Source organism: Streptomyces sp. NPDC055013 (assembly GCF_053608645.1).
In genome coordinates, this window is sequence record NZ_JBSGVW010000029.1 from 103,024 (window position 1) to 125,884 (window position 22,861).

General features: G+C 70.8%; 23 protein-coding genes and 1 pseudogene. 14 read left to right on the plus strand and 10 right to left on the minus strand.

What is annotated here, in order from left to right; translation table 11 throughout:
- Positions 1–19 precede the first annotated feature (19 nt).
- The gene (locus tag ACWGDB_RS30125) at positions 20–1,336 is read left to right on the plus strand and encodes a hypothetical protein (protein ID WP_453825341.1); all 1,317 of its coding nucleotides are present in this window, start codon (positions 20–22) and stop codon (positions 1,334–1,336) included.
- Positions 1,337–1,406: 70 nt separating this feature from the next.
- On the opposite strand, the gene ACWGDB_RS30130 is transcribed toward ACWGDB_RS30125, so the two are convergent.
- The gene (locus ACWGDB_RS30130) at positions 1,407–2,891 is read right to left on the minus strand and encodes an MFS transporter (RefSeq protein ID WP_453825311.1); all 1,485 of its coding nucleotides are present in this window, start codon (positions 2,889–2,891) and stop codon (positions 1,407–1,409) included.
- A gap of 103 nt (positions 2,892–2,994) precedes the next feature.
- On the opposite strand from ACWGDB_RS30130, the gene ACWGDB_RS30135 reads away from it, so the two are divergent.
- The gene (locus ACWGDB_RS30135) at positions 2,995–3,897 is read left to right on the plus strand and encodes a helix-turn-helix transcriptional regulator (protein WP_453825312.1); all 903 of its coding nucleotides are present in this window, start codon (positions 2,995–2,997) and stop codon (positions 3,895–3,897) included.
- Here the strand turns inward: ACWGDB_RS30135 and ACWGDB_RS30140 are convergent.
- Together ACWGDB_RS30140 and ACWGDB_RS30145 are read right to left on the minus strand one after the other, a co-directional pair.
- Entirely contained in the window at positions 3,880–4,065 is a 186-nt protein-coding gene (locus ACWGDB_RS30140) for a hypothetical protein (protein WP_453825313.1), read from the minus strand. The genes ACWGDB_RS30135 and ACWGDB_RS30140 overlap by 18 nt on opposite strands.
- Positions 4,066–4,234: 169 nt before the next feature.
- Positions 4,235–4,381, minus strand: coding sequence for a hypothetical protein (locus tag ACWGDB_RS30145; RefSeq protein WP_453825314.1), 147 nt, complete (start codon positions 4,379–4,381; stop codon positions 4,235–4,237).
- Positions 4,382–4,575: 194 nt separating this feature from the next.
- Between ACWGDB_RS30145 and ACWGDB_RS30150 the strand changes: the two genes are divergently transcribed.
- Together ACWGDB_RS30150 and ACWGDB_RS30155 are read left to right on the plus strand one after the other, a co-directional pair.
- Complete coding sequence (locus ACWGDB_RS30150; RefSeq protein WP_453825315.1) at positions 4,576–5,418, plus strand: helix-turn-helix domain-containing protein; 843 nt, start codon at positions 4,576–4,578, stop codon at positions 5,416–5,418.
- Entirely contained in the window at positions 5,400–5,612 is a 213-nt protein-coding gene (locus tag ACWGDB_RS30155) for a DUF397 domain-containing protein (protein ID WP_453825316.1), read from the plus strand. The genes ACWGDB_RS30150 and ACWGDB_RS30155 overlap by 19 nt, the downstream gene beginning before the upstream one ends.
- Before the next feature lie 77 nt (positions 5,613–5,689).
- Here the strand turns inward: ACWGDB_RS30155 and ACWGDB_RS30160 are convergent, their stop codons facing one another.
- Positions 5,690–7,186, minus strand: coding sequence for a peptide MFS transporter (locus ACWGDB_RS30160; protein WP_453825317.1), 1,497 nt, complete (start codon positions 7,184–7,186; stop codon positions 5,690–5,692).
- A gap of 489 nt (positions 7,187–7,675) precedes the next feature.
- On the opposite strand from ACWGDB_RS30160, the gene ACWGDB_RS30165 reads away from it, so the two are divergent.
- Positions 7,676–8,353 carry a response regulator transcription factor gene (locus tag ACWGDB_RS30165; RefSeq protein ID WP_453825318.1) on the plus strand — a complete coding sequence of 226 codons (678 nt, stop codon included), beginning with the start codon at positions 7,676–7,678 and terminating at the stop codon, positions 8,351–8,353.
- 42 nt (positions 8,354–8,395) lie between these two features.
- Positions 8,396–9,670, plus strand: coding sequence for an ATP-binding protein (locus ACWGDB_RS30170; RefSeq protein WP_453825319.1), 1,275 nt, complete (start codon positions 8,396–8,398; stop codon positions 9,668–9,670).
- A gap of 105 nt (positions 9,671–9,775) precedes the next feature.
- On the opposite strand, the gene ACWGDB_RS30175 is transcribed toward ACWGDB_RS30170, so the two are convergent.
- Entirely contained in the window at positions 9,776–10,345 is a 570-nt protein-coding gene (locus ACWGDB_RS30175) for a GtrA family protein (protein WP_453825320.1), read from the minus strand.
- Positions 10,346–10,542: 197 nt separating this feature from the next.
- Here ACWGDB_RS30175 and ACWGDB_RS30180 point away from each other — a divergent pair, with 197 nt between their 5' ends.
- Genes ACWGDB_RS30180 through ACWGDB_RS30190 form a run of 3 tightly spaced genes read left to right on the plus strand, consistent with a single transcriptional unit; the run spans position 10,543 to position 13,396 of the window.
- Positions 10,543–11,682 carry a 5-(carboxyamino)imidazole ribonucleotide synthase gene (locus ACWGDB_RS30180; protein WP_453825321.1) on the plus strand — a complete coding sequence of 380 codons (1,140 nt, stop codon included), beginning with the start codon at positions 10,543–10,545 and terminating at the stop codon, positions 11,680–11,682.
- Entirely contained in the window at positions 11,679–12,206 is a 528-nt protein-coding gene (purE, locus tag ACWGDB_RS30185; RefSeq protein WP_383613382.1) for a 5-(carboxyamino)imidazole ribonucleotide mutase, read from the plus strand. The genes ACWGDB_RS30180 and purE overlap by 4 nt, the downstream gene beginning before the upstream one ends.
- 5 nt (positions 12,207–12,211) lie before the next feature.
- Positions 12,212–13,396, plus strand: coding sequence for a dipeptidase (locus ACWGDB_RS30190; RefSeq protein ID WP_453825322.1), 1,185 nt, complete (start codon positions 12,212–12,214; stop codon positions 13,394–13,396).
- A gap of 10 nt (positions 13,397–13,406) precedes the next feature.
- Here the strand turns inward: ACWGDB_RS30190 and ACWGDB_RS30195 are convergent.
- A pseudogene (locus ACWGDB_RS30195) lies at positions 13,407–14,537 on the minus strand (oxidoreductase); the annotation flags it as partial.
- Positions 14,538–14,607: 70 nt separating this feature from the next.
- On the opposite strand from ACWGDB_RS30195, the gene ACWGDB_RS30200 reads away from it, so the two are divergent.
- Together ACWGDB_RS30200 and ACWGDB_RS30205 are read left to right on the plus strand one after the other, a co-directional pair.
- Positions 14,608–15,003, plus strand: coding sequence for a MerR family transcriptional regulator (locus ACWGDB_RS30200; RefSeq protein WP_453825323.1), 396 nt, complete (start codon positions 14,608–14,610; stop codon positions 15,001–15,003).
- 143 nt (positions 15,004–15,146) lie between these two features.
- Positions 15,147–16,274 carry a dipeptidase gene (locus tag ACWGDB_RS30205; RefSeq protein ID WP_453825324.1) on the plus strand — a complete coding sequence of 376 codons (1,128 nt, stop codon included), beginning with the start codon at positions 15,147–15,149 and terminating at the stop codon, positions 16,272–16,274.
- 30 nt (positions 16,275–16,304) lie between these two features.
- Here the strand turns inward: ACWGDB_RS30205 and ACWGDB_RS30210 are convergent, their stop codons facing one another.
- Entirely contained in the window at positions 16,305–16,691 is a 387-nt protein-coding gene (locus ACWGDB_RS30210) for a VOC family protein (RefSeq protein WP_453825325.1), read from the minus strand.
- A 34-nt stretch (positions 16,692–16,725) separates the two neighbouring features.
- A complete protein-coding gene (locus tag ACWGDB_RS30215) occupies positions 16,726–17,085 on the minus strand; it encodes a VOC family protein (protein WP_453825326.1) in 360 nt (119 codons plus the stop codon).
- Between the two features lie 116 nt (positions 17,086–17,201).
- Here ACWGDB_RS30215 and ACWGDB_RS30220 point away from each other — a divergent pair, with 116 nt between their 5' ends.
- Positions 17,202–17,702, plus strand: a complete 501-nt coding sequence (locus tag ACWGDB_RS30220) for a CGNR zinc finger domain-containing protein (protein WP_453825327.1) — start codon at positions 17,202–17,204, stop codon at positions 17,700–17,702.
- 532 nt (positions 17,703–18,234) lie between these two features.
- Here ACWGDB_RS30220 and ACWGDB_RS30225 read toward each other — a convergent pair.
- Positions 18,235–19,578: a UDP-glucose dehydrogenase family protein gene (locus ACWGDB_RS30225; RefSeq protein ID WP_453825328.1), complete on the minus strand. Its 1,344-nt coding sequence runs from the start codon at positions 19,576–19,578 to the stop codon at positions 18,235–18,237.
- 189 nt (positions 19,579–19,767) lie between these two features.
- On the opposite strand from ACWGDB_RS30225, the gene ACWGDB_RS30230 reads away from it, so the two are divergent.
- Both ACWGDB_RS30230 and ACWGDB_RS30235 read left to right on the plus strand, forming a co-directional pair.
- Positions 19,768–20,925 carry an acyl-CoA dehydrogenase family protein gene (locus ACWGDB_RS30230; protein ID WP_453825329.1) on the plus strand — a complete coding sequence of 386 codons (1,158 nt, stop codon included), beginning with the start codon at positions 19,768–19,770 and terminating at the stop codon, positions 20,923–20,925.
- A 218-nt stretch (positions 20,926–21,143) separates the two neighbouring features.
- Positions 21,144–21,506: a four-helix bundle copper-binding protein gene (locus ACWGDB_RS30235; RefSeq protein WP_328427218.1), complete on the plus strand. Its 363-nt coding sequence runs from the start codon at positions 21,144–21,146 to the stop codon at positions 21,504–21,506.
- A 63-nt stretch (positions 21,507–21,569) separates the two neighbouring features.
- Here the strand turns inward: ACWGDB_RS30235 and ACWGDB_RS30240 are convergent, their stop codons facing one another.
- On the minus strand, positions 21,570–22,841 hold the full coding sequence (locus ACWGDB_RS30240) for an LCP family protein (RefSeq protein ID WP_453825330.1): 1,272 nt from the start codon (positions 22,839–22,841) through the stop codon (positions 21,570–21,572).
- Positions 22,842–22,861: the final 20 nt, after the last annotated feature.

Genomic DNA, 22,861 nt, shown 5'->3' on the forward strand with positions numbered 1-22,861 from the left:
CGCGGCGGGCGTCGCGCTGATGCTCGGCGGCGCGGGCATCCTGCTCGGCGTGTCCGCCGCGCCCGCCCAGGCCGCCGAGGTGGCGTACGCGACCGAGTGCATCCCGCCCGCCATCTCCGGGCTGCCGCCGGTCCAGGGCACCACGAAGGTGGAGATCACCGCGCCCGCGGAGGCGAAGGTCGGCGACGAGGTGGAGATCGTCTGGAAGTTCGTCCAGGCCGCCTCCAAGAATCCCGACATCCTCGACCTGCAGGCGAACACGGTCCAGCCGTCGGGAACGCTGAAGGCGGCCGGTGCGCAGACCGCGGACGTCGCCATGCAGGGGCCCCGGGAGAACCCGGCGATCCCCAAGGGCGGCGACATGAAGCTGTCCGACATGAAGGGCAAGCTGAAGCTGACGGCACCTGGCGAGGTGACCCTGACGCCGGGCGCCTACAACATCAACGTCAACAAGCCCATCTCCACGGACACCAAGTGCGCGCCGAAGGAGACGGTGCAGAAGGCCGCGACGATCAAGGTGACGGACGGGGGCGGGACTTCGGGCGGTACGACGGGAGGCCTGCCGACGGTCGTCCCGACGCTGCCGACGAGTGTGCCGACCGGTCTGCCGACGGGGTCGTCGAGCCCTTCGGACCCGGCGCCGAGTGAGAGCGAGACGGGCGGGGACACGGGCGGTACGAGCACCGGGGGCGGCGACGGCGGCCAGACCGACTTCACGGGCAAGGAGGTCCAGGTCCCGTACAAGTGCAAGACGCCCATCGGCGACAAGGAGGCGACCTCGCCGGTCCAGATCAACGCCAAGAAGAACGGCGGGAGTTTCGATCTGACGGTGCAGTTCAAGAAGTCGGTGATGGACAGCCCCGCCGACATCCCCAAGGATTCGGTCAAGCCGTCGATGGAGGTCGCCCTGGGCGGCGCCGACAAGGGCACGGTCCACGTCGAGGGGCCCACCAACTCCGAGGCCATCAAGTCGGGCGACCCGATCGAGATCCCCGACCTCACGGGCACCTACAAGCCGGGCGCGAGCGGTGAGTCGACCCTCTCCCCGGGAGTCCTGACGATCGAGGCCCTCGGCACGACGACGACCTGTACTCCGGCCAAGTCGGAGGTGTCGCTGACGCTGGACACGAGCGAGCAGGCGAGCGGCGCGTCCGGCGGCGGCTCGACGGGTGGTTCGGCGGGAGGCTCCGCGGGCGGCTCGTCGACGGACGGCGGCCTGGCGGCGACCGGCGCGGAGGACCAGGGGTCCCTGAAGGCGCTGGGGCTGGTGGCGGGGACGGCCCTGCTGCTGGGCGGGGCGGTGTTCACGTTCATGCCCGGACGGCGAATGCGGTAGCGCTCCGCCGGTAGTGCCGCGCAAGGGGCGTCGGCCGCCCCCCTTGGCGGCACTGCCGAACCGCGGCTGATCAGTTCCGCGGAGCCAGATGACGCAGGGCGAAAGCGCCGAGCGCGGCATGGAGGGCGCCCGCGATGACGGCGGCTATGTGCAGGCCTGTCACGAAGGCCGACTTGGCGTCGTGCACGGTCGCTGCCGTCAGGCCGGGTACCTGCAAGGTCTCCGGGAGGGTGCCCGCCGCGCCGGGGCCCTGGAGGCGGAAGACGAGGGCGGCGAGTGAGCCCAGGAGCGCGATGCCCAGGGCGTTGCCGATCTCGTTACCGGTCTCGGCGATGGCTGCGGCGGCCCCGGCGCGTTCTGCTGGGACCGCCGCTACGGCCGTGTCGGCGACGAGGCTGAAGGCGATGCCGTAGCCGATTCCGGCGAGGGCGGTGGAGGCCACGTACCAGACGACACCGTCGGAGACGCCCGTGGCCGTCAGCAGGAGCAGACCCGCGGCGATGAGGAGGTGACAGGTGACGAGCGCTGCCCGGGTGCCGATCCGGGCGACCAGCGCCGGTGTGACGACGCACGTGACGGTGAGTACGGCGGCGGCGGGGAGCGCGACGTAGGCCGCGTCGAGGACGCTCAGCCCGAGGACGGACTGGAGGTAGATGCCGCCGAGGTAGGCCGTGGCCGACCATGCGGCCAGCGGCAGCAGGCCGGTGACGGCCGCGATCGTGAACACCCGGTCGCGGAAGAGGCGGAAGTCGATCAGCGGGTGGTCGAGGCGGAGTTGCCGCCGAACGAACCAGGCCAGCGTGGCGACGCCGACGGTCCCGGTGGCCATGGGCGTCGCGGTCAGCCCCGCCGCGGCGGCGTCCTTGACCGCGTACACCGTCAGCAGGATGCCCGCTGCGGAGAGCGCGACGCTCAGGACGTCGACGCGGCCGGTCCGCGTCGCTCGCACCTCGCGCAGCAGGACCGGGGCCAGGACCAGGAAGAGCACGACCACGGGGAGGTTGATCAGGAAGACCGACCCCCACCAGAAGCCGCTCAGCAGGAGTCCGCCGACGACTGGGCCGATCGCGAAGCCCGCGGCGAAGGTGGCCGCGAAGATCCCGATCGCTGTCGCCCTGCGGCGCGGGTCGGGGAACAGCTCGCTGAGGACCGCCAGCGCGGACGGCAGCAGCGTCGCACCGGCCACACCCATCAACGCCCGGAAGGCGATCAGCAGTTCCGGCCCCGGGGCGAACGCCGCTCCCGCCGACGCCGCTCCGAACAGCGCCGTCCCGGTCATCAGCAGCTTCAGCCGCCCGTACCGGTCGCCGATGTTCCCGAAGGCGATGAGCAGGGAGCCGACGGCGAACCCGTAGGCGTCCAGGATCCACAACGCCTGGTCGGCCGTCGGCGACAGCGCCTCGGAGATCTTGGCCGTCGCCAGGAACAGCACCGAGCTGTCCATCGCCACCAGCAGGACCGGGCCGAGCACCACCAGCAGTCCGAGCCACGCCCGCAGCCCGGCGGAGTGGGACCCCTCGTCTGCTGCCACTTGCGCGTTCACTTGTGCGTTCATGCATACGACGGTGTGGTGCCGTCCGCCCGGCAACCATCCCCGCGGTATGGGTACACCTCGCAGGGGCACCCGGCCGCGGCCCGCGGCACCTACGCTCGATGTCATGGAGCTGGAGAGCCTCGGGGCCTATCTCAAGTCCCGCCGTGACCGGGTCACGCCCGCCGACATCGGACTGCGCACCTACGGCACTGCCCGCCGGGTACCGGGCCTGCGCCGCGAGGAACTCGCCCAGCTCGCCGGGGTGAGCGCCGGCTACTACACAAGGCTGGAGCAGGGCCAGGCCGGCACCGCCTCCCGGCAGGTCCTCGACGCGCTCGCGCGCGTGCTGCGGCTCGACCCCGCCGAAACCGCCCACTTGCACAACCTCGCGGGCCAGGCAACGAGTTCACGCCTGGTCCGCCCCGCCCCGGAGAAGCCGCACCAACGGGTGCTCGCGCTCCTGGCGTCCCTCGCGGACAGCACTCCGGCCGTGGTCCTCGGGCGCCGCGGTGACGTGCTGGCCTGGAACCGCACCGGACACGGCCTTGTCGCGGAGCACGTCGACTTCGACGCGCCCCACGATCTCCTGCGCCGGCCGTCCATCCCGCGGATGTTCTTCCTCGACCCCCTCTCCCGTGACCTGCACCGCAACTGGGCCGAGCTCGCCCGCATCCACGTGGCCTACCTGCGGCTCACCGCCGGCCGGCACCCCACCGACGCCCGGCTGGCCGAACTGATCGGCGAACTCGCCATGCGCAGCCGGGACTTCGCCAGGCTGTGGGCCGAGGGTGACGTCGCTGACTGCACCGTGGGCACGATGCGCCTTCGGCACCCGACCGTCGGCGACGTCGGCATCGAGTACCAGGTGTGGCTCCAGCCCGAGAGCCCCGATCACCGGCTGGAGGTCTACACACCCGGCGACGCCGCCTCGGCCGACGCGCTGCGCCTGCTGTCCGCACAGGTCGGCGCGCAGGTCGCCGGTCAGTGGACCGGCGGCCGGGTCGGCCGATCAGTGGTCCAACCGTAGGTGCGACCGCATCATCACGTTCGCGTCGGCCACCGCGCTGTAGTCGAACGCGGTCCGCGCCGCGGCCCGCCGTGCCGCGAGTTCCCGGCACGACCGGCAGCCGTCCACGGGGACGGGTGAGCGGCTCGTGTCGTAGGCGAAGGGCGGCGGGGACGAGGGCTCGGTCACGGCGCACACTCCCGTCCGAGGCTCCAGTGGTCCCGCAACTCCCGGTCGCAGTCCTCGGCTTCGACGGTCCGATCCGCCGCTCTTGCCGCGTCCCGCTGGGCCAGTAGTGCCCCGCACACGTCACAGGAGGGTGGTGGCGGTGGTGTCGCCGCCCACATGGCGGGCGTGGTCATGCGGACCACCGCGCGAGCGCCGCCTCCATCGCGCGCAGGACGGCGGGCGTCGGCCGCGCCCAGCCGCCCGGCGGCGTCCAGGCGGCGTGCGGGCGCTGCGAGCGGGTGCGGTGGGGGAGTCGCGGGAGGGTCGCGGTCGTCATGGCTCACTCCTTGAGGTCGCTTCCGGGGAACGCCTGAGCTGTACGCATCCGTTCGATTACGGTGCGTGTTCAGGTGCAGTACGAGCATGCCGTGCCCCGTGTCCGGAAGGCGAAAAGGCGGGTGAGCGGCGGTGGTTCCACGCTCGGCACGCCAAATTCCACAAATTCCACTGGCGGCGTACGGGGAGGAACGGGTGCCGCAGCGACGGACGGTGACGAGCCGCAGCCAGGAGCCGCGACGGCGGTTCGCGGAGGAGGTACGGGAGCTGCGCGAGCGGCGCGGGCTGAGTCTGCGGCAGCTCGCGGACGAGTTGGGCTGGGACTGGTCGACGCTCGGGAAGCTGGAGCGGGGACAGTCGCTGGGGAGCCCTGAGGTGGCGCAGGCGCTGGACGAGTACTACGGGACGCCGGGGTTGCTGTTGGCGTTGTGGGAGCTGGCGGTCGCGGACCCGGCGCAGTTCAAGGAGCAGTACCGCAGGTACATGTTGTTGGAGGCCGAGGCGGTGAGCCTGTGGCACTTCGCCGTGAGCATCCCGCCGGGCTTGCTTCAGTCGGACGGGTATGCGCGGGAGGTGCTTGCGGCGGGTGGCACCAAGGGCGACGAGCTGGCCCAGCAGGTGGAAGCGCGGGTCGGCCGCCGAGCGTTGCTGGCGGGCGAGGACGCACCGGCGTTCCGGACCATCCTGTCCGAGGCCGTGCTGCGCACGCCATTGCGGGATGCCCGAGCCTGGCGGGAGCAGCTTGAACAACTTGCGGAGGTAGCCGAGCGCCCGCATGTCACGCTGCAGGTGTTGCCTCTGAGCGCCGGGCTGCACGGCTTGGTTGGGACCGCCGTGATGTTCCTGCGGTTGCCCGATGGGCGGAGCGTCGCCTACACAGAGACCGCGTACCAGGGCCAACTGATCGAGGAAAGCATGGAGGTTGAGCGCTTGCAACGTGCGTACGGATCGATGCGCGACCTGGCGCTGTCACCGGCCGAGTCGCTGAAGTTCATCGGGCAGATGCTGGAGGAAGCACCGTGCGATCCATCGACCTGACCGGCGTGACGTGGCGTAAGAGCAGCTACAGCAATCCGGACGGCGGCGAGTGCGTCGAAGTCGCCGACAACCTCGCCACCCCCCTCGTCCCCGTCCGCGACTCCAAGAACCCCCACGGCCCCGCCCTGATACTCCCCGCGGCCGCCTGGGCCTCCTTCGTCGCAGCCGTGCGACGCGACGAAATACCGAACTGAGCCGACCCGCAAAAGCCGGAGGCCGCCGCACCACCCTCGGTGCAACGGCCTCCATCCGCTCAGCCCAGCCGCAGGCGCTACCTCACGTCGCCCATCAGTGCGCGGATCTTGCGGCCGGCCATCATGAAGGTCAGACCGGCGGCGACGGCGATGATGGCCCACATCGTGTAGTAGACCGCGTCGCCCAGCGGCGCGTTGAGCTTGGTGGTCCAGCCGTTGAGGGCGTTGCCCGTCGCGGTGGCCAGGAACCACAGACCCATGATCTGCCCCACGAACTGCTTCGGGGCCAGCTTCGTCGACAGGGACAGGCCCACCGGCGACAGGCACATCTCGCCGAGGGTCTGCACCAGGTAGACGCTCAGCAGCCAGAAGACGGTGACCTTGCCCGTGTCGCTGTTCGCGGCGGCGGCACCGGCCAGGCCCATGATGCCGAACGAGCCGCCGATGAGGAGCATCGCCAGGGCGAACTTCATGGGTGTGCTGGGCTCACGGTTGCGCTTGGCCAGCTTGACCCAGAGCGCGGCGAAGATCGGGGCGAGCACGATGACCATGGCCGGGTTCACCGACTGGTACCAGGACGCCGGGAACTCCCAGCCGCCGATCGTGCGGTCGGTCTTGCCGTCCGCGAAGATCGTCAGAAGCGAACCGGACTGGTCGTAGATCATCCAGAACAGCACGGCGGTGGCGAAGAACCAGGCGAAGGCCTGGATCTTCGGCTTGTCCTCGCTGCGCAGGGCCGGGTTCCGGTACATCGTCACGAAGTAGACGATCGGGACCACGATGCCGAGGACTGCGAGCACGTTGACGATGTGCTCTATGTCGTACGTGCCCAGCGCGATGTCCAGGACCAGGGCGCCGAGGGCGATGCCGCTCCACAGCGCGACCTTGCGCAGGGCGGAGCGCTTCTCCTGGGGGGAGGCCGGGGTGCCGGGCTCCTTGCCGATGTCGCCCAGGTGGCGGCCGCCGAGGACGTACTGGATGACGGCGAGGGTCATACCGACACCGGCGACACCGAAGCCGAGGTGCCAGTTGACGTTCTCGCCGAGGTAGCCGACGACCAGCGGGGCGGCCATGCCGCCGATGTTGATCGCCATGTAGAAGAGCGTGAAGCCGGCGTCACGGCGGGCGCTGGGCTGGCCCTCGTAGAGGCCACCGACCATCGCGGAGATGTTCGGCTTCAGCAGACCGGTGCCGATCGCGATCAGGCCGAGACCGCAGAAGAAGGCGATGTCCGCGGGGATGGCCAGCGTGAAGTGGCCGAGGGCGATGACGATGCCGCCGACCAGCACGGCCTTGCGGGCACCCCAGAGGCGGTCCGCGACCCAGCCACCGGGCATGGCGGCCATGTACACAACCGCGTTGTAGACGCCGTAGATCGAGGCGGCCAGGGCCTCCCGGCCCGCCAGCGGGCCGTCGAGGACGCCCGCGATCAAGTAAAGGACGAGAATGCCGCGCATTCCGTACCAGGAAAAGCGCTCCCACATCTCCGTCATGAAGAGCGTGGCCATACCGCGGGGGTGGCCGAAGAAGGTGCGCTCGGGGGTGGCCGAGTCCTTCGTCAGGCTGGACGCCATGGTCGATCCTTGCTGGTCGGGACGCGCGGCGACGTAGATACGGTCACGCGCCCGGTGGGGGCGGCCGGCACCGGCGGGACGGCCGCCGGCCCCACGCCCGGGGGGAGTCCCGCTCCGGGTCGCGAAGCGGGGGGCGGCGACCGCCGGGATCCACACCCCCGCCTTCGGGGGCCCGGCCCACAGGTCATTCCTTTTTCGGTGCGCACACAAAAGAGACCCTCAGCGTCAAATGCGCCGAAGGTCCCCGCAGTGCTACAGGCGTAGAGTCACCATACGTCAGGACACCGCCTGAAATGGAAGGACTTGAGATACGGATCACAGGTGTCGAGGGAACCGCAGTCGCCCTTTCGAAGGTCCTTCCCAGGATCGCACTTCGCAGACATGGTCTGTACCACTGCGGCCGAAGGTAAGAGATTCACCCGAGCCGGGTAAGAACCAAGGCGTCCGATCACACCCCGGCTCTTGTCATGGGCGGACTACCATCAGCTCATGACCCGTGTACTGCTCGCCGAGGACGACGCGTCCATTTCGGAGCCGCTGGCCCGCGCACTGCGCCGGGAAGGGTACGAGGTCGAGGTGCGGGAGGACGGCCCCACCGCGCTCGACGCAGGACTGCAGGGCGGGATCGACCTGGTCGTGCTGGACCTCGGCCTGCCCGGCATGGACGGCCTGGAGGTGGCCCGCCGGCTGCGCGCCGACGCCCACGCCGTGCCGATCCTGATCCTCACCGCGCGTGCCGACGAGGTGGACACCGTCGTGGGCCTGGACGCGGGTGCCGACGACTACGTCACCAAGCCGTTCCGGCTCGCCGAACTGCTCGCGCGGGTCCGGGCCCTGCTCCGGCGCGGCGCCGCCGAGCCGCAGCAGCCGCCCGCCACGCACGGGGTGCGCATCGACGTCGAGTCGCACCGCGCGTGGATGGGCGAGGAGGAACTCCAGCTCACCGCCAAGGAGTTCGACCTGCTGCGGGTGCTGGTGCGCGACGCGGGACGCGTCGTCACCCGGGACCAGCTGATGCGGGAGGTCTGGGACACCACCTGGTGGTCCTCGACCAAGACGCTCGACATGCACATCTCCTGGCTGCGCAAGAAGCTCGGCGACGACGCGGCGAACCCCCGCTACATCGCGACCGTGCGGGGCGTGGGCTTCCGCTTCGAGAAGAGCTGAGCCACTGCCGCACCGGCAGGGCACACAGGTAAGTAAGAGGACATGCGCCGCCGACTGATCCAGTCCACCCTCGCCGTGGTTCTCGTGGTGATCGCCGTCTTCGGCGTGTCACTCGTCATCGTCGAGACACGGACCATCACCAGCACCGCCCAGGAGCGGGTGGACACCGAGGCGGTGCGGCTGGTCAGCATCGTGGACAGCCGGCTGCTCGGCGACGAGACCGTGAACGCGGCGGTGCTGGCGGACCAGATCCAGGGGGATCGGTACGCCCGGATCCGCATCCCGGGCAAGCCCCTGATCGAGGTGGGCGAGCGGCCGACCGGTGACGTCATCAGCGCCAGCGAGACGGGCGAGGAGGGCGAGACGGTCACCGTGCAGGAGCCGCGCTCGTCGGTGACGCGCGAGGTCGGCCGTACGTTGCTGATCATCGGGGCGGTCGCCCTGCTGGCGGTGATCGCGGCCGTCCTGCTGGCGGTGCGCCAGGCGAACCGGCTGGCCTCGCCGCTCACCGACCTCGCGGAGACGGCGGAACGTCTCGGCTCCGGCGACCCGAGGCCCCGGCACAAGCGGTACGGCGTCCATGAGCTGGACCGCGTGGCGGACGTCCTCGACGCCTCCGCCGAGCGCATCGGGCGCATGCTGACGGCGGAACGCCGCCTCGCCGCGGACGCCTCCCACCAGCTCCGCACCCCGCTCACGGCCCTGTCCATGCGCCTGGAGGAGATCACCCTCACCGACGATCCCGACACGGTGAAGGAGGAGGCCACGATCGCCCTGGCGCAGGTGGAGCGCCTCACGGACGTCGTCGAACGCCTCCTCACCAACTCGCGCGACCCCCGCACCGGCTCGGCCGTCACCTTCGACCTCGACGAGGTCATCCAGCAGCAGCTGGCGGAGTGGCGCCCCGCCTACCGCAGCGCGGGCCGGGCGATCGTCAGCTCGGGCAAGCGGCACCTGGAGGCCGTCGGCACGCCGGGCGCGGTGGCGCAGGTCCTGGCAGCCCTGATCGAGAACTCCCTCATGCACGGCGGCGGCACGGTGGCGCTGCGCACCCGCGTCACCGGCAACCAGGCGGTCATCGAGGTCACGGACGAGGGCCCCGGAATCCCGGCGGACCTCGGCGCCCGCATCTTCGAGCGCGCGATCAGCGGCCGCAACTCCACCGGCATCGGCCTCGCGGTGGCCCGCGACCTGGCCGAGGCGGACGGCGGCCGCCTGGAGATGCTCCAGACCAAGCCCCCGGTACTGGCCCTGTTCCTCTCCCGCACGCCGCCCTCGACGAAGCAGGGGCAGGAATCGGGGCCGACGGTCAGGTGACGGCGTGACGCGGCTGGGTGGGTGCTGAGCACGAGCGAGAGGGCAGCTCGGTGCCGTCCAGGTATTCCAGCCCGTCCGGCGTTGGAAGGCGGTGACGCGTCGGCGTCAGCCCACCCGCACCCGCGGTTTCTCCGGCTTGTCCGCGCCCCGCGCACCCCGCCGAGGCGTCTCCAGGAACGATTCCCCACCGGCCGCCGCCCCCTCCGGGGGAAGCGCGCGGAACACCCACGTCCGGTAGGACCAGAAGCGGAACAGCGTCGCGATGCCGATGCCGAGGAACTTGAAGATGTTGCTCTGCAGCGGGCTGTCCCAGCCGAAGCCGTACGTCGCCGCGTACAGGACGCCGTTCTCGATCACCAGGCCGACCGCGCTGAACAGCAGGAACAGGGCCAGTTCCTTCGTACGGCGGCCCTTGTCGCGATCCCGGTAGGTGAAGTACCGGAAGCCGAGGTAGTTGAAGATGATCGCGACCACCGTCGCGATGACGCTCGCGCGCACCACCTGCAGGTCGGTCACATGCCGTACCAGGTTGAACACGAGCAGGTTGACCAGGAGTCCCGCACCACCCACCGCACCGAACTTGGCGACCTCACGCACCAGCCGGTCGAAGCGTTGCCGCACGGCACTGCGGGGTGCCGGAGGCGCCGTATGAAGCCCCGAGGAACCACGTCCCATGGTCGTAAAGGCTCCTGTCGGTCGGTTTGTCGGTTGGTTTCGTCAACCCAGCCATGCTAACCACCCCCCTCGACGATTGCCTGTGCGCAAGCTCATAGGCGGGGAAGAGACCCGGAAAACCCGGGTAAGAAGACCGGCGAGGGCCGACGGCGGGGGACGGAAACCGGCCGTCGCGCAGTGGCCGATACCCTAGGGGCGTGACGTTCCCGGTAGTCGGCATGGTCGGCGGGGGTCAGCTTGCTCGTATGACACACGAGGCGGGCATCCCGTTGGGCATCAGGTTCAAGCTCCTCAGTGACACCCCTCAGGATTCCGCGGCGCAGGTCGTCAGCGATGTCGTCATCGGCGACTATCGCGACCTCGACACGCTGCGCGACTTCGCGAGGGGCTGCGATGTGATCACTTTCGATCACGAACATGTACCCACCGAGCACCTCAGGGCTCTGGAGGCGGACGGCATCCCCGTCCGCCCGGGCCCCGACGCGCTTCAGCACGCCCAGGACAAGGGCGTGATGCGGGCGAGGCTCGACGCGATCGGCGTGCCGTGCCCGCGGCACCGCATCGTGACCGATCCACAGGACGTGGTCGCCTTCGCGGCCGAGGGCGACGGCTTCCCGGTCGTCCTCAAGACCGTCCGCGGCGGCTACGACGGCAAGGGTGTCTGGGTCGTCGACTCGCTCGAGGAGGCCGCGGACCCCTTCCGCGCCGGCGTCCCGGTCCTCGCCGAGGAGAAGGTCGACTACGTCCGCGAGCTCGCGGCGAACGTCGTCCGCTCCCCGCACGGCCAGGCGGTCGCCTACCCCGTGGTGGAGTCCCAGCAGGTGAACGGCGTCTGCGACACGGTCATCGCGCCCGCGCCCGACCTCGACGAGGTCCTCGCGCTCAAGGCCGAGCAGCTCGCCCTGACGATCGCCAAGGAACTGGACGTCGTCGGCCACCTCGCCGTGGAGCTGTTCCAGACCCGCGACGGCCGCATCCTCGTCAACGAGCTGGCGATGCGCCCGCACAACTCGGGCCACTGGACCCAGGACGGCGCCATCACGTCCCAGTTCGCCAACCACGTCCGGGCCGTCCTCGACCTCCCCCTCGGCGACCCGCGCCCGCGCGCCAGGTGGACCGTCATGGTCAACGTCCTCGGCGGCGACTACCCCGACATGTACTCCGCGTACCTGCACTGCATGGCCCGCGACCCCCAGCTCAAGATCCACATGTACGGCAAGGACGTGAAGCCCGGCCGCAAGGTCGGTCACGTCAACACCTACGGCGACGACCTCGACGACGTGCTGGAGCGCGCCCGTCACGCTGCCGGCTACCTGAGAGGGACCATCACCGAATGAGCCCCGTTGTAGGCATCGTCATGGGGTCGGACTCCGACTGGCCCGTCATGGAGGCCGCCGCGCAGGCCCTCGACGAGTTCGAGATCGAGTACGAGGTCGATGTCGTCTCCGCGCACCGGATGCCGCGCGAGATGGTCACCTACGGCGAGCAGGCGGCCGAGCGCGGTCTGAAGGCGATCATCGCCGGGGCCGGCGGCGCCGCCCACCTCCCCGGCATGCTCGCCTCGGTCACGCCGCTGCCCGTCATCGGCGTCCCCGTCCCGCTGAAGTACCTGGACGGCATGGACTCCCTGCTCTCCATCGTGCAGATGCCGGCCGGCGTCCCCGTGGCCACGGTCTCCGTCGCCGGCGCGCGCAACGCCGGTCTGCTCGCCGCCCGCATCCTCGCCACCCACGACGAGGACCTGCTCCAGCGGATGCGGGAGTTCCAGCAGGAGCTGAACGACCAGGCCACCGAGAAGGGCAAGCGCCTGCGCGCCAAGGTAGAGGGCGCGAGCGGCTTCGGCTTCGGCTCGGGGAAGTGACGCCGATGACCTCCCTGGAGGCGGCCCGGGAACTCCTGCGTGAGTTCCCGGTCGTGGACGGCCACAACGACCTGCCGTGGGCCCTGCGCGAACAGGTCCGCTACGACCTCGACGCCCGCGACATCGCCGCCCACCAGGGCGCCCACCTGCACACCGACATCCCCCGGCTGCGCGAGGGCGGCGTGGGCGCGCAGTACTGGTCGGTGTACGTGCGCTCCGACTACGCCGGTGACAGGGCGGTCAGCGCCACCCTCGAACAGATCGACTGCGTACGGCAGTTGCTGGCCCGCCACCCGGCCGACCTGTGCCCCGCGCTGACGGCGGCGGACATGGAGGCGGCCCGCGCCGAGGGCCGTATCGCCTCCCTGATGGGCGCCGAGGGCGGCCACTCCATCGCCAACTCCCTCGCCACGCTGCGGGCGTTGTACGCGCTCGGCGTGCGCTACATGACCCTCACCCACAACGACAACATCGCGTGGGCCGACTCGGCGACGGACGAGCCCGGGGTGGGCGGTCTGTCGGCCTTCGGCCGCGAGGTCGTGCGGGAGATGAACCGCGAGGGCATGCTCGTCGACCTCTCGCACGTGGCGGCGACGACGATGCGCGACGCGCTCGACACCTCCACGGCCCCGGTGATCTTCTCCCACTCCTCCGCCCGCGCGGTCTGCGACCACCCGCGCAACATCCCCGACGACGTCCTGGAGCGCCTGCCCGGCAACGGCGGCGTCGCGATGGTGACGTTCGTACCGAAGTTCGTGCTCCAGGCGGCGGTCGACTGGACGGCCGAGGCCGACGCGAACATGCGCGCGCACGGCTTCCACCACCTCGACACGACCGCCGAGGCGATGAAGGTGCACCGCGCCTTCGAGGAGAGCAACCCGCGCCCGGTCGCCACGGTGTCCACGGTCGCCGACCACCTGGACCACATGCGCGAGGTCACCGGCATCGACCACCTCGGCATCGGCGGCGACTACGACGGCACCGCCTTCACCCCGGACGGTCTGAACGACGTCTCCGGCTACCCGAACCTGATCGCCGAACTGCTGGACCGCGGCTGGTCGAAGCCCGACCTGGCCAAGCTGACCTGGCAGAACGCGGTACGGGTGCTGGGCGCGGCGGAGGACGTGGCCCGTGACCTTCAGGCCACGCGCGGCCCGTCCAACGCGACCCTCGAGGCGCTGGACGGCTGATCGTCGAGGCGGGGTAGTCGGTGTAGCCGGTCGCCCCGCCGTGTACATCAGGTACCTGTCCCGCACCGGGTTGAGCGGCGCCCCGAGCCCGAGCCGGCGCACCAGGTCGGGGTTGGCCAGGAACGGGCGGCCGAGGGCGATCAGATCGGCACCGGCGTCGAGGAGCCGGGCCGACGCGGCGCCGATCGCCTCGGCGGACAGCTCCGGGAGCACCGGGTTGGCGATCAGCGTCCCCGGCCAGGCGGCGCGGATCCGGCCGAACAGCGGGTCCGCCGGGTCGGCGTACACGAGGTGCAGATACGCCGCTCCGAGCCCGCCGAGCGCCTCGACGAGCGCCGGGTGGAGCGTGTCGCTGTCGGTCTCGTCGATGCCGTTGACGGTGTTGCGGGGAGAGATCCGTACGCCCACCCGCTCCGGCCCGATCGCGGCGGCCACCGCCTCGACCACCTCCCGCACGAACCGGATCCGCCCGGCCACCGAGCCGCCGTACCCGTCCGTGCGGCGGTTGGTGTTGCCGGCCAGGAACTGGTGCAGCAGATGGCCGTTGGCGGAGTGCACCTCGACGCCCTCGAAACCGGCGGCCACGGCGTTGCGGGCGGCCCTCGCGAAGTCGGCGACGGTGGCGCGGATGTCGTCGGCGGTCATCTCCCGCGGGACGACGGCGGGGCGGTGCCCGTCCGGCGTGAAGATCGTCTCCGGGAGCGGCACGGGCGAGGGCGAGACGGGTGTCAGTCCGCTCGTGGCCGGGTGCCCGACCCGGCCACCGTGCTGGAGCTGGAGGAACATCGGCCCACCGCCCGCGGCCCGCACGGCGTCCGTGACCCGCCGCCAGCCGGCCACGTGCGACGAGGAGTGGATCGCCGTGATGTTCGGATACGTCTGCCCTACCGCGTTCGGTGTCGAGGCCTCGGCGATGATCAGCCCGGCCGTCGCGCGCTGGGCGATGGGGGTCCCCCCGGGCTCGAGCGAAGTCGAGAGTTTGGGGGAAGGTGGCCATCAACGGCGTCGGAGTGCCGTCCGCAGCCGCGCGGTTCCTGGTCAGCGGGGCCATGACCAGGTGGTTCGGCAGGTGCAGGGGGCCCAGGCGGGCCGGGGCGAGAAGGGGACGTACGGCTGCCGTCCTGTCCGTCGTGTGCGTCATGGCCGTACCGTAGAAGTTGACATCAGTGTCAGATTCAAGCCCGGACGGACCACGGAACCAGGGGCGCGGCATGCGGATCGGTGAGTTGGCCCGGCGCACCGGCGTGAGTGAGCGGTCGCTGCGCTACTACGAGGCCCAGGGGCTGCTGCGTGCCGAGCGCACCCCCGGCGGGCACCGTGACTATCCCGAGGCGGCCGTCGACCGGGTCGTCCGGATCCAGGAGCTGTTCGCCGCCGGGCTGCACAGCAACAGGATCGCGCAGCTGCTGCCCTGTATGCGGGACATCGACGGCGGCCCCTCCGCCATCGCCACGCCCCGCCTGGTCGAGGACCTCACCGCCGAGCGCCACCGCATCGACGGCATGATCGCCGACCTGGTCCTCCCCCACTCTCGGCTTCGCTCGAGCGGGGGGACCCCCATCCGCGACACCCTGGACGAGGTGATCGAGGCGGCGCGGGAGAGCTGACGCGCGCTACCCCCGCACACGCCGTTCCATGCCGGTCGGCTCGCGGTACCCCCGAACGGCTCGTCCACCAGGAAGCCCGTCCGGGTCCGTGCGACGGTGAACCGTACTGCGGATCATCACGCCGATCACGTACGGAGACCGCCATGGCAGACCTCAAGTGCGAAGCGGACACCAGCCCCGAGGTCGGCGAACTCGATGACCTGGCCGCCCCGCTGCCCGAGGAGCCGGCCGAATCCGTCACCGGCCCGGGCGAGGGCACCGACGCGGACCTCCTCGACCGTGCCCACGCCCTCCTCGCCGCCCACCCCGTCGCCGACGGCTACAGCGGGCTGCCGTGGGCACTGCGCCGCCTGTCCTGGTTCGACCTGGAGCTGGGCGAGAGCGCCGTCGACACCGACGTACCGCGGATGCGCGAGGGACATGTCGGCGCGCTGTTCTGGGCGCTGCACCTGCCCGACGGGCTGACCGGCGACCGGGCCGTCGGCGCCACGCTGGACCAGCTGGACCTGGTGAAGACCGTCGTGCGGGCCCACCCGGAGGGCCTGCGCCTGGCCGACAACCCGGGCCCGATCACCGACGTCCGCCACTGCGGCCGCATCGCCGTCCTGCCGGGCCCGGCCGGGGCCGCCGCCCTCGGTGACTCGCTCGGGATCCTGCGTTCCCTGCACGGGCTGGGGCTGCGCGCGCTCACGCTGTCCGGCGTGGCCTGGGCGAGCGAGGCGGGGCTGACCCGGTTCGGTGAGGAGGTGCTGCGCGAGATGAACCGCCTCGGTGTGCTGGCCGACCTCTCCGGCGCCTCCCCGGACACCGTGCGCCGGGCGTGCGCGGTGTCCAAGGCCCCCGTCCTGTGCGCCCGCTCCGCCGCCCGCGCCCTGCGCCCCCATCCCGCCAACCTCCCCGACGACCTGCTCGCCGAGCTGGGCGCCGGGGGCGGCCTGTGCATGGTGCCGCTCACCGCCGAGCAGACCGGGCCGTCCGTCCGGGACGTCGCCGACCATCTCGACCACGTCCGTGAGGTCGCCGGCGCGGAGTCCGTCGGCCTGTCCGGCACCTACGACGCCGGCACCGCCCACCCGCAGGACCTCACCGACGCCTCCTGCTACCCGCACCTCGTCGCCGAGCTGCTGCGCAGGGGCTGGTCCGAGGCCGACATCGCACTGCTGACCTGGGGCAATGTCCAGCGCGTCCTGCGCGAGGCCGACTTCACCGCCCGGGAGGCACAGCGGCGCCGGGCGCCGTCGACGATGAAGATCTCCGAGCTGGACGGGTAGCGGGGGAGACGGGGAGGGCCGGCGGCGGGCTCAGGGTTCCTCGATCCGGCAGAGGCAGAACGGATGCCCCGCCGGATCGGCGTACACCCGGAAGTCCTCCTTGTCCTCCGCGTGCAGCAACCGAGCGCCCAGCCCCAGCACCTTCTCCTGGGCCGCCTCGACCTCCTCCCAGGTGGACCCCGCGTCGAAGTCAAGGTGGAACTGCTGGGAGTTGCGGTCGGCCCGCGGCCACTCCGGCGGGGTGTACCCGGGCGCCGGCTGAAAGGCGAGCCGGGGCCCGTCGGGGAGCCGCAGCACAACCCACTCGGGGTCCTCGTCCTCGACGGTGCCGCCGCCGACGCCGGCGTAGAAGCGGGCGAGGGCGCGCGGGTCGGGGCAGTCGATGACGACGGAACGCAGACGGGTCATGCGGGCCATGGGTTCCTCCCGAGGGTCACAGGGTGCTCGGCACTCAGCAGGCGCACAGACAGAACGGGTGCCCCGCCGGATCCGCGTAAACCCGGAAGGTCCGCGAGCGGTCCTCGGTGTCCAGCGGCTTCGCGCCCAGGGCCAGCACCTCCTTCTCGGCGGCGTCCAGGTCCTCGACGGTCAGGTCCAGATGGAACTGCTGCGACTGCTCGGGCGACGGCCACTGCGGCGGTACGTAACCGGGGGCGGCCTGGAACGCCAGCGTCGGGCCGCCGGCCACCTTCACGTCCACCCAGTCCTCCTGGTCCTCGATGCTGCCGCCGAGCACGCGCGCATAGAAGTCGGCGAGGGCGCGGGGGTCGGGACAGTCCAGGACGACGGCGCCCAGTTGCGCGATGGCCATGGCTTCCTCCTCGAAGCGGTGGTTACCTGTGTCCGGCATCAACAGGTAACGGCGTTACCGCATGGTCTCGTATTGGCGGTAACGTCGCAAGGGGATTCGGGAGGTAGCGTGCTGCCATGAGTGAGAGATCGCCTGCGCCCGGGGGCTTGGGGCTGGTTGAGTCCCTGGTCAACACGCTGGACGTCGAGTCGGGCGCGGACTCGCTGGACACGGCCGAGGGGCGGGCGCGCTTCGGGCTGGCCGAGGAGGACATACCCGGCGCGCGGGAGTTGCGGGAGTCCCTGCGCGTGGCCCTCCTTGCCCATGCGGGACATCCGCCGCACCGCTCGGCGACTCCGCTCGGCGAGCTGCTGGCGGCGGGTCCGCTGGTCGTCACGGTCGACGCGGCCGACGGCTCCGCCGATCTGCTCGCCGCGGACGGGGGCTCGCTGCTGTCCCGGGTGGCGGTGGCGATTGCCCAGGCCCTCGGTGACGGGACCTGGGCCCGGCTGAAGGCCTGCGAGGCGGTCGACTGCCACTGGGCGTATTACGACCGCAGTCCGGCGGGGCGTGGCCGGTGGTGCTCGATGCAGGTGTGCGGTGCGCGGGCGAAGATGCGGAGGTATCGGGCTAAGTAAGCCCTTTCTCAGTGGGGTTGAGCGACCGCTCGGCGCCGGGTGGGCCGTGTGGGGCAGAATACGACAAGACGCCGTTTCGGCCGACTGAGCCTCGGCCGAAACGGCGTCGTGCGTCTCGGTGGCGGGTCATCGCGGCGCCGGGAGTGAGGCGTTGCGGCGAGGTGGATCAGGGCCTTCCGGCCCGTGGATCAGGGCGTTCCGGCTCTGTGGTTCAGGGCGTTCTGGCCCTGTGGCTGACGGTGCTCCGGCCCGTGGCTGATAGTGCCCCGGCCCTGTGGCTCAGGACGTTCCGGCCCTGTGGCGGATGGTGCTCTGTCTCCGTGGCGGATGGTGGTCCAGCCCCGTGGTTCAGGGCGCTCCGGCCCTGTGGCGGATGGTGCTCTGTCTCCGCGGCTGACGCTGGCCCGACCTCGTGGCTCAGGACGCTCCGGCCCCGTGGCTGACGGCTCTCCGGCTCTCCGGCTCTGTGCGGCGGAGGGGTCCGGGCACCTCGCGTCCCGTGGCCTGGGTGGCCGGCCGTGTGACCCCCGGTCTAGGCCGTGGGGCGTCCCATCGCCCGGTAGTTCCAGCCGGCCTTGCGCCACACCTCCGGGTCGAGCGCGTTGCGTCCGTCCAGGATGACCCGTGCCGCCGTGGCCTCGCCGAGCGCCGCCGGGTCCAGCTCGCGGAACTCCCGCCACTCGGTCAGATGCAGGACGACGTCGGCGCCGCGCACCGCGTCGATCGCGGTGTCGGCGTATCCGAGGGTCGGGAAGAGGCGGCGGGCGTTGTCCATGCCCTTGGGGTCGTACACCGTGACCTGGCCGCCCTGGAGGTGGATCTGACCGGCGACGTTCAGCGCGGGCGAGTCGCGGACGTCGTCCGAGTCGGGCTTGAAGGTGGCGCCGAGCACGGCGACGCGCTTGCCCAGGAAGGGGCCGCCGCCCAGCGCCTGCCGGGCGAGCTCCACCATCTGCCCGCGCTGACGCATGTTGATCGAGTCGATCTCGCGCAGGAAGGTCAGCGCCTGGTCGGCGCCCAGCTCACCGGCGCGGGCCATAAAGGCGCGGATGTCCTTGGGCAGGCAGCCGCCGCCGAACCCGATACCGGCCCGCAGGAACTTCTTGCCGATCCGGTCGTCGTGGCCGATGGCCTCCGCGAGCTTGGCCACATCGCCGCCGGCGGCCTCGCACACCTCCGCCATGGCGTTGATGAAGGAGATCTTGGTGGCGAGGAAGGAGTTGGCGGAGGTCTTCACCAGCTCGGCGGTGGGGAAGTCGGTGACGACGAACGGGGAGCCGGCCGCGATCGGCGTCGCGTACACCTCGCGCAGCAGCTTCTCGGCCCGCTCGCTGCGCACGCCGACCACGATCCGGTCCGGGTGCAGCGTGTCCTGGACGGCGAAGCCCTCGCGCAGGAACTCGGGGTTCCAGGCGAGCTCGACCTCGCCGCCGCCCGGCGCGAGTTCCAGGATGCGGGCCGCGAGCCGGTCCGCGCTGCCTACCGGCACGGTCGACTTGCCGACCACGAGGCTGGGCCCACGCAGGTGCTTGGCGAGCGACTCGACGGCGGCGTCCACGTAGCTCATGTCGCAGGCGTACTCGCCGTGCTTCTGCGGGGTGTTCACACAGACGAAGTGCACATCGCCGAACTCGGCGACCTCCGCCCAGTCCATCGTGAAGCGCAGCCGCCCGGTGGAGCCCTCGATACCGGCGACGTGCTTGCGCAGCAGCTCCTCCAGGCCCGGCTCGAACATCGGGACCCGGCCCTCGCCGAGCATCTCGATCTTCTCGGGCACCACGTCGAGCCCCAGCACCTCGAAGCCGAGCTCGGCCATGGCCGCGGCGTGCGTCGCGCCGAGGTAACCGGTGCCGATCACCGTGATCTTGAGGGCCATGCGGACTCCAGGGAGAAGGACGGGGACATGCGGCCCCGAGCATAGTCGGAGGGTCTGACGGGCAACTTCCCAGCTGTCGCCAAGCTCACGTATCACTCCCGTGGGCCGCCCCCTAAAATTTGAGTTACTTAACGGTAATTAGCGCCAGCTTCGCACTGACCGCACAGCGTCCTTGGAGCGTGAGAGACCTTGGCCGGATCGGCTGACTTCGACCTGTACCGCCCGTCCGAGGAGCACGACATGCTCCGTGACGCCATCCGCTCGCTGTCCGAGGCGAAGATCGCGCCGTACGCCGCCGCCGTGGACGAGGAGGCCCGCTTTCCGCGGGAGGCGCTGGACGCGCTGGTGGCCAACGACCTGCACGCCGTCCATGTGCCCGAGGAGTACGGCGGCGCGGGCGCGGACGCCCTTGCCACGGTGATCGTCATCGAGGAGGTGTCCCGCGTCTGTGCGAGCTCCTCCCTCATCCCCGCGGTGAACAAGCTGGGCTCGCTCCCGGTGATCCTCTCCGGCTCCGAGGACCTGAAGAAGCGGTACATGGCCCCGCTCGCCAAGGGCGAGGGCATGTTCTCGTACTGCCTCTCCGAGCCCGACGCCGGCTCCGACGCGGCCGGCATGAAGACGAAGGCCGTCCGCGACGGCGACCACTACGTGCTGAACGGCGTGAAGCGCTGGATCACCAACGCCGGCGAGTCCGAGTACTACACGGTGATGGCGGTCACCGACCCGACGAAGCGCTCCAAGGGCATCAGCGCCTTCGTCGTCGAGAAGTCCGACGAGGGCGTCTCCTTCGGTGCCCCCGAGAAGAAGCTCGGCATCAAGGGCTCCCCGACCCGCGAGGTCTACCTGGACAACGTTCGCATACCGGCGGACCGCATGATCGGCGAGGAGGGCACCGGCTTCGCCACCGCGATGAAGACGCTGGACCACACCCGCATCACCATCGCCGCGCAGGCCCTCGGCATCGGCCAGGGCGCCCTGGACTACGCCAAGGGCTATGTCCAGGAGCGCAAGCAGTTCGGCAAGCCGATCGCCGACTTCCAGGGCATCCAGTTCATGCTCGCCGACATGGCCATGAAGATCTCGGCCGCCCGCGCCCTGACCTACCAGGCCGCCGCCGCCTCCGAGCGCGGCGACGCCGACCTGACCTACCTGGGCGCCGCCGCCAAGTGCTTCGCCTCGGACGTGGCGATGGAGGTCACCACGGACGCGGTCCAGCTCCTCGGCGGTTACGGCTACACCCGTGACTACCCCGTCGAGCGCATGATGCGCGACGCCAAGATCACGCAGATCTACGAGGGCACGAACCAGGTCCAGCGCATCGTCATGGCGCGCAACCTGCCGTAGCACCACGGGATTTGATGGTGAAGGGTGCCCGGATCTCCGGGCACCCTTCACTCATTCGGACCTGTTTCACCGCCTTGCGAGGAACACGGGCGACCGTGCCCTGTGCGGCATCTGGTGGGAATTGTTCACGTCCGCCCGATGGCGCGGCGCGGCGGGCGGGCGTAGGACGGAAGGGCACGGGGCCCACCCCCGGGCTCCCGCACCCCCCAGGAGGAGCCATGACCCAGCCCCAGACGATGCCCGCGATGAGCAAGGAGATGCAGGACTGCGTCGACGCGTGCCTGAACTGCCACAGCATCTGCGAGGAGACCATGAGCTCCTGCATGCAGATGGGCGGCCAGGCTCAGATGCAGATCATGCGGGCGCTCATGGACTGCGCCGAGACGACCCGGATGTGCGCGGACATGATGATGCGCCGCTCGCCCATGTCGGCCGAGATGTGCGCGATGTGCGCCAAGGCCTGCGAGATGTGCGCGGAGGCGTGTATGTCCATGCCGGACGATCCCCAGATGATGCGCTGCGCGGAGGCGTGTCGCCGCTGTGCCACGACCTGCCGCGCGATGGCGGGCGCCACCATGTGACGACCGCCCGACAACAGTCGAGGGCACCCCGTCGGGGGTGCCCTCGCCGCTGCCGTCGGTGCCTCAGTTGCCCGAGACGGTGACCTTCTCGTCGTTCTTCAGCTGCTCCACCAGCGTCTTCACCTTCGCGGTGTCCCACTGGAGGTTGCCGTTCGCGGAGTTGCCCGAGATCGGCATGTTCATGGACTTGCCGTCACCGCCGCTGACGCCCTTCATCGCCCAGAACATGGACGCCAGGTCGTACAGGCCCATGTCCTTGTCGACGATCAGGGTGTCCAGGCCGGCGCCCATCGTCGGGTACAGCTTGAAGGGGTTCAGGACGGTGCTCGGGGTCGCGACCTGGTTGGCCAGGGCCGAGAGGAACTTCTGCTGGTTCTTCGTACGGTCCAGGTCGGAGCCGGCCAGCGCGTACCGGGTGCGGACGAAGGCGAGCGCGTCCTGGCCGTTCAGGGTCTGCTTGCCCTTCTTGAAGTCAGCGCCGGACTTGGAGTCCTTGATGTCCTGCGGGATGTCCATCTCGACGCCGCCGACGGCGTCCACGATGTTGGCGAAGCCCGCGAAGCCGATCTCGACGTAGTGGTCGATGCGCAGACCGGTGTTGGACTCGACGGTACGGACCAGCAGTTCGGGACCGTCCTCCGCGTACGCCGCGTTCAGCTTCACCTGACGGCCGGTGCCCTGGTAGGTCTTCCCGGAGTCCGAGCCCTTGAACGACGGGATCGTGACGTTCGAGTCGCGGGGGAGCGAGATCAGGGTGTCGCCGTTGCTGCCGACGTGCAGGATCATCATCGAGTCCGTGCGCTTGCCGTCGGCGGACCCGGTGTGCAGGTTCTTCTTCTGGTCGTCGGACAGCCCCTCACGGCTGTCGGAGCCGACGATGAGGTAGTTCGTGCCCTCGCCCGCCTCCGGCCGGTCGATGACCATGGACAGGTCGACCTCGCGGTTGAGCTTGGAGTCGGCCCAGAAATAGGTCGCGACGGACGTCACCACCAGCACCGTCACCAGCGTGATGGTTGTCACCTTGATACGGCGCCGCCAGTTCGGCGCGGGCCGCGGCTCGCGCATCCCTCCGCCGTCACGGCCGCCCCCGCCACCGCCGTACACCTGGCCGGTGTTGTAACCGCTGTCGTACCCGTCGTCGCCGTAGCCGCCGTGGCCCTGGCCGTTCACGTACGACGGCTGCTGCGGGACCCCGCCGTAGCCCTGGCCGGGGGGCGCCGCCTGGCCACGGCGGACCTGCCGCATCACGCGCGCGCTCTCCGGCTGTGCGCTCGCGCTGCCGCGTCCGTAGCGGTTGCCGCGGTTGTCGTCGGGTGCCTGGGGCCAGTCATTCATGCGCCCCAGTGTGCAGGGCA